Below are 7,403 nucleotides of genomic sequence, written 5' to 3'. Positions count from 1 at the left end.
GATGTAGAACGCGTCGCGCGTCCCCGCGAGCAGGACCCCCTCGACGCTCTCGCACGAGGCGAGCACCCGCTCCCCCGCAGCCACGACGAGGCGCGGCGACGTGCGGCGAGGCGACCTCACTGCGTCTTCACCTGCTGGTCGCGCAGGTTGCGGCGGTGCTGCTCCAGGGCCACCAGCTCACCGAACATCTTGTTGTACGCCGCAGCGTGCTCGACCGGGTTGGTGCGCTGCAGGCGCGACTTCAGCTCGGCGATCCGCCGCATGGTGGTGAGCTCCTGCAGGCGATAGACGTGCATGGCGACGTAGGTCGAGGTCGGCGCACTGGGGGTCAGCACCGGCTCGACCCCGAGCTCGCTGATGGCCGACGACACCGCCGGGTCGGCGACCGACGAACGCACCTTGGTGCTCCAGCCCTCGTCCTCGACCCCGGCGGCCGGCCCACCCGCCGCCGCGATCGCCTCCCACACCCCGCGATAGGTCGGGTGACTGAAGTCGTCGGGCCCGACACCGTTGATGACCCGTCCGACCGACGACGGGTGCTGGATGACGATCTTGAGCGTCTCCCGCTCGATCGCGAACCGCGGGTCGCGCAGGCTCGGCACCTGCGGCCGGGGCGGCGCGGCCGGCTCGGTGGAGGTCGCTGCGTGCGGTGCCCGACGATCCACTCGTTCCGCAGGTGGGCGAGACGCACGACCGGCTGCACGCCGGACCTCGGACCGGGCGTCGTCGACGTCCACGCCGAGCATGCCCGCGATCTCGCGCGCGAAGGCGTCGACCTTCGACTTGTCGCGGATGCTCGACACCAGACCCGCAGCCTCGCGGAGCGCATCGATGCGGCCGTCGGCGCGGTCGAGGTCGTACTTCGAGGCGACGTTGGTCAGCACGAAGCGATACAGCGGCTGCCGCTTGGCCACGAGCTCGCGCACGGCCGCGTCGCCCTTCTGGATCCGCAGGTCACACGGGTCGAGGCCGTCGGGCTCGATCGCGACGTAGGTCTGGGAGACGAAGTTCTGGTCGCCGTTGAAGGCCTTGAGTGCCGCCGCCTGTCCGGCCGCGTCACCGTCGAAGGTGAAGATCACCTCGCCACGGAACTCCTCGTGGTCGTGCAGGAACCGCCGCAGCACGCGCGCGTGGTCGTCACCGAAGGCGGTGCCGCAGGTGGCGACCGCGGTCGGCACACCAGCGAGGTGGCAGGCCATCACGTCGGTGTAGCCCTCGACGACCACGGCCTGCGACGACCGAGCCATGTCACGACGTGCCAGGTCGATGCCGTAGAGCACCTGGCTCTTCTTGTAGATCGTCGTCTCGGAGGTGTTGAGGTATTTCGCCTCGATCTTGTCGTCGTCGAAGATCCGGCGCGCGCCGAAGCCGATCGTGTCGCCGCTCGCGTCGCGGATCGGCCACAGCAGGCGCCCCCGGAAGCGGTCGTACGCCGACCGCCCCATCGCCACCAGACCGGCGGCGATCGATTCCTCGTCGGTCAGCCCGCGGCCGCGAAGGTGCCTGGTCAGCGCCTCTCCGTCGCGGGGGGCGAAGCCGATGCCGAACGTGGTGGCCGCGTCCTGGTCGAAGCCGCGCTCGGTCAAGAAGGCGCGCGCGGTGACGGCGTCGACGGTCTCCAGCTGCCCCGCATAGAACTCCTGGGCGATCTTGTTGGCCTCGATCAGCCGCCCACGCGCCGGCCCCCGCGATCGCTCCGGCGGGCCGTCGCCGTCCTCGCGGCGCAGCTGGACGCCGTACTTGTCGGCGAGGCGCTCGACCGTCTCGGCGAAGGTGAGGCCGTCGATCTTCATCAGGAAGGCGATGACGTCGCCGCCTTCCTGGCAGCCGAAGCAGTGGAAGAACCCGCGCGAGGGCGTCACGTGGAAGGACGGGGACTTCTCGTCGTGGAAGGGGCAGAGCCCCTTGAGCGAGCCGCCCCCGGCCTTGCGGAGGGTGACGTAGCCGGACACGACGTCGTCGATGCGCGCCTTCTCGCGCACTTCAGCGATGTCGTCCTCGCGGATCCTGCCTGCCACGTCGCGGAGTCTACGGGCGACTACCGACTGAGCTGAGCGTGCCGGTTGATCGCACGTGCATCCGTGTAGGAGGCGACCTGGTCGACGAGCACGCGACGGCGGGCGTTGTCGTCGGCCGCCACCTGCCAGTCCTCGACGAAGGACGGGTCGAGCCCGTCCGCGCCCAGCCGCCAGAGCGCCTCAAACAGCTCGGACATCAAGGAGCGCTGCCTCTCCATCAGGTCGACGCGGTCCTGGGCCTGCATGACGTAGTGCGCGGCGATCCCCTTGAGGATGCCGATCTCGAGCTCCGTCTGCCGCGGCACCACCAGGTCGGCGCGGTGCCGCACGAAGGGCCCATCCGACTGGGCGAAGGTCGCCGCCTGCACGCTCCCGCAGAAGCGGCCCACGAGGTCGCTGGTGAGGTTCTTGATGGCCGCCAGCGATCGCCTGCTCCCGTCGTACGGCGCCCGCGGCCAGCTCTCCTGGGCGCGCATCGACTCCAGGGCGGCCAGCAGCTCCGCGTCGTCGCTCTCGGGGAGGTACCACGCGCGGACCGTCTCCCAGAGCGCGTCGAGGTCGAGCCGGGTCAGGTCGAGCCGGTCGGCCACGATGCCGTCCTCGACGTCGTGCACGGAGTAGGCGACGTCGTCGGCGAGGTCCATCACCTGCGCCTCGAGGCACTTGCGCGTGCCGTCGATGCCGCGGCGCAGCCACGAGAAGACCTCGAGGTCGTCGTCGTAGACGCCGAACTTCACCACGAACCGCGGCGTGCCGTCCGCGTGGACCCCCCCGGGGTCGGACGCCAGCGCGCGGGTCCACGGATACTTCGTGCACGCGTCGAGGGTCGCCCGGGTCAGGTTGAGCCCGACCGAGCCGGACTCGCCGAACGTCTTCGCCTCCAGCCTGGTCAGCAGCCGCAGCGTCTGGGCGTTGCCCTCGAACCCTCCGCACTCCTGGCTCAGGCCCGCCAGGGCACGCTCGCCGTTGTGACCGAAGGGCGGATGGCCCAGGTCGTGCGCGAGCGCGGCCGTCTCGGTGACGTCGGGATGACAGCCCAGGGCGCGGGCCAGGTCGCGCGCGACCTGCGCCACCTCGAGGCTGTGGGTGAGCCGGTTGCGGACGAAGTCGTCGGACTGCGGGCCGACCACCTGGGTCTTGGCGGCGAGCCGTCGCGACGCGGCGGCGTGGACCACCCGGGCGCGGTCGCGCTCGAAGGGCGTGCGCACCGGCGCGTCGACCCGCTTCGGCGGCTCGGCGACCAGCCGCTCGCGGTCGGCGTCGCCGTACAGATCCTCGATGCTCATCGAGCAGGGAGCCTAGTGGTGCCCTCGGACAGCGTCACCGCCGCCGAGCGGCCGGTGGGATCAGTAGACGGTGACGTGCACGTGGTCGTAGTGGTTCGCGGTGGTCGAACCACGGTCGGACATCGACCGCCAGCCCTCGCCGCCGCGCTCGACCGACCAGATGTTCTGGGAGTAGATGATGTATTCGATGTCGAGGGCGGAGTAGTTGGCGCGCAGGAACTCCGCCACCTCCCAGCCGGTCTCGCCGCTGATCATCACGTCGACCGCGCGGCCCTGGGCGTGCTCCCCGTCGCCGCGGAAGGTGCCGTAGGTGGTGATCTGCGGGAAGTTGGCGCAGACCGCCTCGTGCACGAGCACGACGCCGGTGTGCACGCCGCTGGACACCGACGAGCCGTTGGTGCAGGTGCCACCGAGCGTGGGACCGGTCTCGGGCTTCTCCTCCGCGAGGTAGCCGGCCGTCACCCAGCGAGACCTGTCCTCGACGACCACCTCGACGCGACCGTTGTCCTTGCGTCCGGTGAGCAGCACCTTCTCCAGCCCATCGAGGACGCCGACCTGCTCGGCGTGCTTGTCCGGGCCCGACCACAGGTTGAGCTCGGCGGTCGTCCACATCGTCGTGTCGGCTCGCGCGATCGCGCTCAGCGTGGCCTTCTGCTCTCGCTTCTGCTTCTTCTCCTGCTCCTGCTCCGCCTCATGCTGGGCGGCCATGCGTGCCAGCAGGCGCGACTCGGAGCGCGACACGATGTCCGTGCGCGTGATGCTGTTCGACAGCGCACTGGCGGCCCCGGAGCTGCTCGACGTCGCCAGGATGTCGTCCGCCCGAGGGGTCGCGGTCAGGACACCGAGGCTGACTGCGGACACCGTCGCCATGATGGCGATGGGTCCCGCGACCTGGATGGCCTTGGGGCGGCGGGCGTTGGTTTCCCGCTTGTGGCGATGTTGGGCCACAGCGTTGGTCCTAAGCTGTCGTGTACGGGGGATGCGTGTCAGGCACTCAAGCGGGGAAGGCGAGCGCCACACACGATTGAAGAGTCAAACACACGTTTTCGCCGCTGTCCCATTTCCGGGCCGAGTGTTACCAGGTGTTTCACCTCACGTGTTCGTCACCGCGCCGTGATCACAAGTGTTATCCGCCCGTGACCTCGTTCGCTTCCTCGTGGACGTGCAGCCCACGCCCGTCGGTGTCGTCGAGCCACCCCTCGGGTAGCACGATGCGCTTGCGGGGGGCGCCCTGCCTGCCCCGCGGCGTGCCGAGCTCACCGGTCGGGAAGGGCGCCTCCTGGTCGAGCTCGGCGAGCAGGACGTCCAAGGTGGGGAGCGAGTCGATGAGGGCCAGCGAACGGCGCAGCTCGCCGCCGGCGGGGAAGCCCTTGAGGTACCACGTGACGTGCTTGCGGAACTCCTTGCAGCCGCGCTCCTCCCCCATGTGCTCGCTCAGCAGCTCGGCATGGCGGCGCATCATATGCGCCACCTCGCCGAGGTTCGGCAAGGTCGCGACGTCCTCGCCCTCGAAGGCAGCGGCCAGGTCGCGGAACAGCCAGGGCCGACCCAGGCAGCCCCGCCCGACCACCACGCCGGCCGCCCCGGTCTCCTCGACCATCCGCAGCGCGTCGGCGGCCTCCCAGATGTCGCCGTTGCCGAGAACGGGGATGTCGACGGCATCGACGAGCCGGCCGATCGCGTCCCAGTCGGCGTTGCCCGAGTAGGCCTGCTCCACGGTCCGCCCGTGCAGCGCGATGGCCGCGGCACCGGTCTCCTGAGCGATCCGGCCGGCGTCGAGATAGGTGAGGTGGTCGTCGTCGAGACCCTTGCGGGTCTTCATCGTGACCGGCACGTCGTACGCCGCAGCCGCGCCCACCGCCGCCGTCAGGATGTCCGCCAGCAGACCGCGCTTCCACGGCAGCGCTCCTCCGCCACCCTTGCGGGTCACCTTCGGCACCGGGCAGCCGAAGTTGAGGTCGATGTGGGCCACGCCGTAGTCGGCGCACAGGATCTCGACCGCCTTGCCGACGTACGCCGGGTCGGTGCCGTACAGCTGGACCGAGCGGACCGACTCCAGCTCGTCGAACACGAGCATCTTCTTCGTCGTCTCGTCGCCCTCGACGAGGCCGCGCGAGGTGATCATCTCGCAGACGAAGAGGCCTGATGCCCCCTGCGCCTGCATCTGTTCCAGGCACAGGCGGCGATAGGCGGCGTTGGTGATGCCGGCCATCGGTGCGAGCACGACCGGAGTCTCCACCACGAGTGGACCCAGGGTGAGCGCAGGCAGCAACGACATGTCGCCATTGTCGCGGCCGGCGACGGCCCTGCCCAAACCGCCGTCTCTCTGGTTTGGTGGGTGCATGGCCCGGACGCGGATCGCCTCGTTCAATGTGGAGAACATGTTCGACCGTCCGCGGGTGATGAACACCCAGGACTGGGACGAGGGCAGGGCGGTGCTCGCGGCGTACGCCCGCTTCACCGAACTCGCCCAGCTCACCGTCTACGACACCGGCACCAGGGACGAGCTATTGAGCCTGCTCGAGGTGATGGGCCTCCTGCGCTCGGACTCGAGCAGGTACGCCATCCTCCGCAAGGTCCGCGGCAAGCTGCTGACCCGGCACCGCAACGGTGACACCAGCCTCGTGGCGCGCGGGCGCTCCGACTGGGTGGGATGGGTCGAGCTCGTCACCGAGCACGTCAGCGAACTGGCCACCACGCACACGGCCATGGTCGTGCGCGACGTCGGGGCCGACGTGCTCGGCGTGCTCGAGGTGGAGTCGCGGCCCCTGCTCGAGCTGTTCTCCGACGCGGCCCTGCCCGAGGTGGGCTATTCGCCGTACGACCAGGCGCTGCTGATCGACGGGAACGACGACCGCGGCATCGATGTCGGCATCTTGTGTCGGGACGGGCACGGCGTCACGGCCATCCGCACCCACATCTTCGACGAGGACGCCGACGGGCGGATCTTCTCGCGGGACTGCGCGGAGTATCACCTCGAGCGGACCGACGGCCGGCGCCTCGTGGTTCTGGTCAACCACTTCAAGTCCAAGGGGTACGGCAGTCCCGGTGACCCCGTGGGCGCGGTACGGCGAGGGCGTCAGGCCGCACGGGTCGCGGAGATCTACGAGGGGCTGCGCGCGGAGGGCATCGAGAACATCGCGGTCGTGGGTGACCTCAACGACTGGTCCGGTGGTGGCTCCCTGGACGCCCTGCTCGAGGACACCGATCTGACGGACATCAGCGCGCACCCGGACTTCGAGTGGAACGGCCGACTGGGGACGTGGCGCGGTGGCAACGAGAAGGACAAGATCGACTACGTCCTGTTGTCGCCGGCGCTCTTCGCCCTGGCCACCGGCGGAGGCGTCTTCCGCATGGGCGTCTACCGCGGGCCGGGCACCCGGGACGCGTGGGAGGTCTATGACACGCTGACCCGCGACGTCGACGAGGCCTCGGACCATGCGGCCATCTATGCCGACATCGAGTGGCCCTAGCGAGGCTTCTTCCTCGGCTTGGTGCCGAGCACGGGCTCCGCGACCTCACCGGTCCAGGTGACGGCAGCCGCGTCGAGGGTGGGCTGGAAGGTGACGGACTCGAAGCCCGCGCCGGGCGAGCCGAAGAAGACGAGGCAGAGGTCCGCCCGGTCGCCCGCTGCGAACGGCACCGGCAGCGGGCCGGAGTCACACGGCTTGAAGGGTCGAGCGAACCCCCACGGCGGACTCAGTGTCCCGTTGGAGTCCTGGAGATAGAGAGGGACGTCGAGCCCACCGAGGTCGAGATCGCTCTGGTTGACGATCAGCGCGTCGACGTAGAAGGGCTGGTTGTCCTGCGTGATGCCGGACCCGGCGAGGCCGTCGAAGTCCGCGAAGTCGCCGGCCCGCACCCTGTCGACCTGGAGCGTCAGCTCGCCCGACACGTCGGCGGTCGGCTGCCACGTCACTGACTCCGCGTCGCCGAACGACAGCTGCGTGGGGGCTGCCTGCTCGGTGGCGGTCTCGGACGCAGTCGGCGACGCCGTCGCGTCGGGCTCGGTCGTGTCCGAGCCACAGGCCGAGAGCATGAATGCGACGACGAGGGTCAGGAGACTGGCACGCATCATGGGTGCATTGTGCACCGGTGG

6 protein-coding genes are annotated in these 7,403 nt (G+C 69.9%); 1 reads left to right on the top strand and 5 read right to left on the bottom strand.

What is annotated here, in order from left to right; translation table 11 throughout:
- Nucleotides 1-116: 116 nt before the first annotated feature.
- The 4 genes from dnaG to dusB all read right to left on the bottom strand — a co-directional run bounded on the left by dnaG (nucleotide 117) and on the right by dusB (nucleotide 5,582).
- A complete protein-coding gene (gene dnaG, locus RMO85_RS12325; protein ID WP_310529020.1) occupies nucleotides 117-2,018 on the bottom strand; it encodes a DNA primase in 1,902 nt (633 codons plus the stop codon).
- A 20-nt stretch (nucleotides 2,019-2,038) separates the two neighbouring features.
- A complete protein-coding gene (locus tag RMO85_RS12320; RefSeq protein WP_310529019.1) occupies nucleotides 2,039-3,304 on the bottom strand; it encodes a deoxyguanosinetriphosphate triphosphohydrolase in 1,266 nt (421 codons plus the stop codon).
- Between the two features lie 60 nt (nucleotides 3,305-3,364).
- Nucleotides 3,365-4,252, bottom strand: a complete 888-nt coding sequence (locus RMO85_RS12315; protein WP_310529018.1) for a hypothetical protein — start codon at nucleotides 4,250-4,252, stop codon at nucleotides 3,365-3,367.
- A gap of 178 nt (nucleotides 4,253-4,430) precedes the next feature.
- Nucleotides 4,431-5,582: a tRNA dihydrouridine synthase DusB gene (gene dusB, locus RMO85_RS12310; RefSeq protein WP_310529017.1), complete on the bottom strand. Its 1,152-nt coding sequence runs from the start codon at nucleotides 5,580-5,582 to the stop codon at nucleotides 4,431-4,433.
- A gap of 64 nt (nucleotides 5,583-5,646) precedes the next feature.
- Here dusB and RMO85_RS12305 point away from each other — a divergent pair, with 64 nt between their 5' ends.
- A complete protein-coding gene (locus tag RMO85_RS12305; protein WP_310529016.1) occupies nucleotides 5,647-6,777 on the top strand; it encodes an endonuclease/exonuclease/phosphatase family protein in 1,131 nt (376 codons plus the stop codon).
- Here RMO85_RS12305 and RMO85_RS12300 read toward each other — a convergent pair.
- Entirely contained in the window at nucleotides 6,774-7,382 is a 609-nt protein-coding gene (locus RMO85_RS12300; protein ID WP_310529015.1) for a hypothetical protein, read from the bottom strand. The genes RMO85_RS12305 and RMO85_RS12300 overlap by 4 nt on opposite strands.
- Nucleotides 7,383-7,403 lie beyond the last annotated feature (21 nt).

The sequence above is a fragment of the Nocardioides sp. genome, from assembly GCF_031422975.1.
GTDB lineage: Bacteria > Actinomycetota > Actinomycetes > Propionibacteriales > Nocardioidaceae > Nocardioides.
The sequence above is the reverse complement of the archived record's forward strand: the minus strand, read 5'-3'. Positions and strand labels throughout refer to the sequence as shown.

Coding starts and splice junctions, on each gene's coding strand:
- RMO85_RS12320 (WP_310529019.1), bottom strand. CDS start 3,304: ATGAGCATCGAGGATCTGTACGGCGACGCCGACCGCGAGCGGCTGGTC.
- dusB (WP_310529017.1), bottom strand. CDS start 5,582: ATGTCGTTGCTGCCTGCGCTCACCCTGGGTCCACTCGTGGTGGAGACT.
- RMO85_RS12305 (WP_310529016.1), top strand. CDS start 5,647: ATGGCCCGGACGCGGATCGCCTCGTTCAATGTGGAGAACATGTTCGAC.
- RMO85_RS12300 (WP_310529015.1), bottom strand. CDS start 7,382: ATGATGCGTGCCAGTCTCCTGACCCTCGTCGTCGCATTCATGCTCTCG.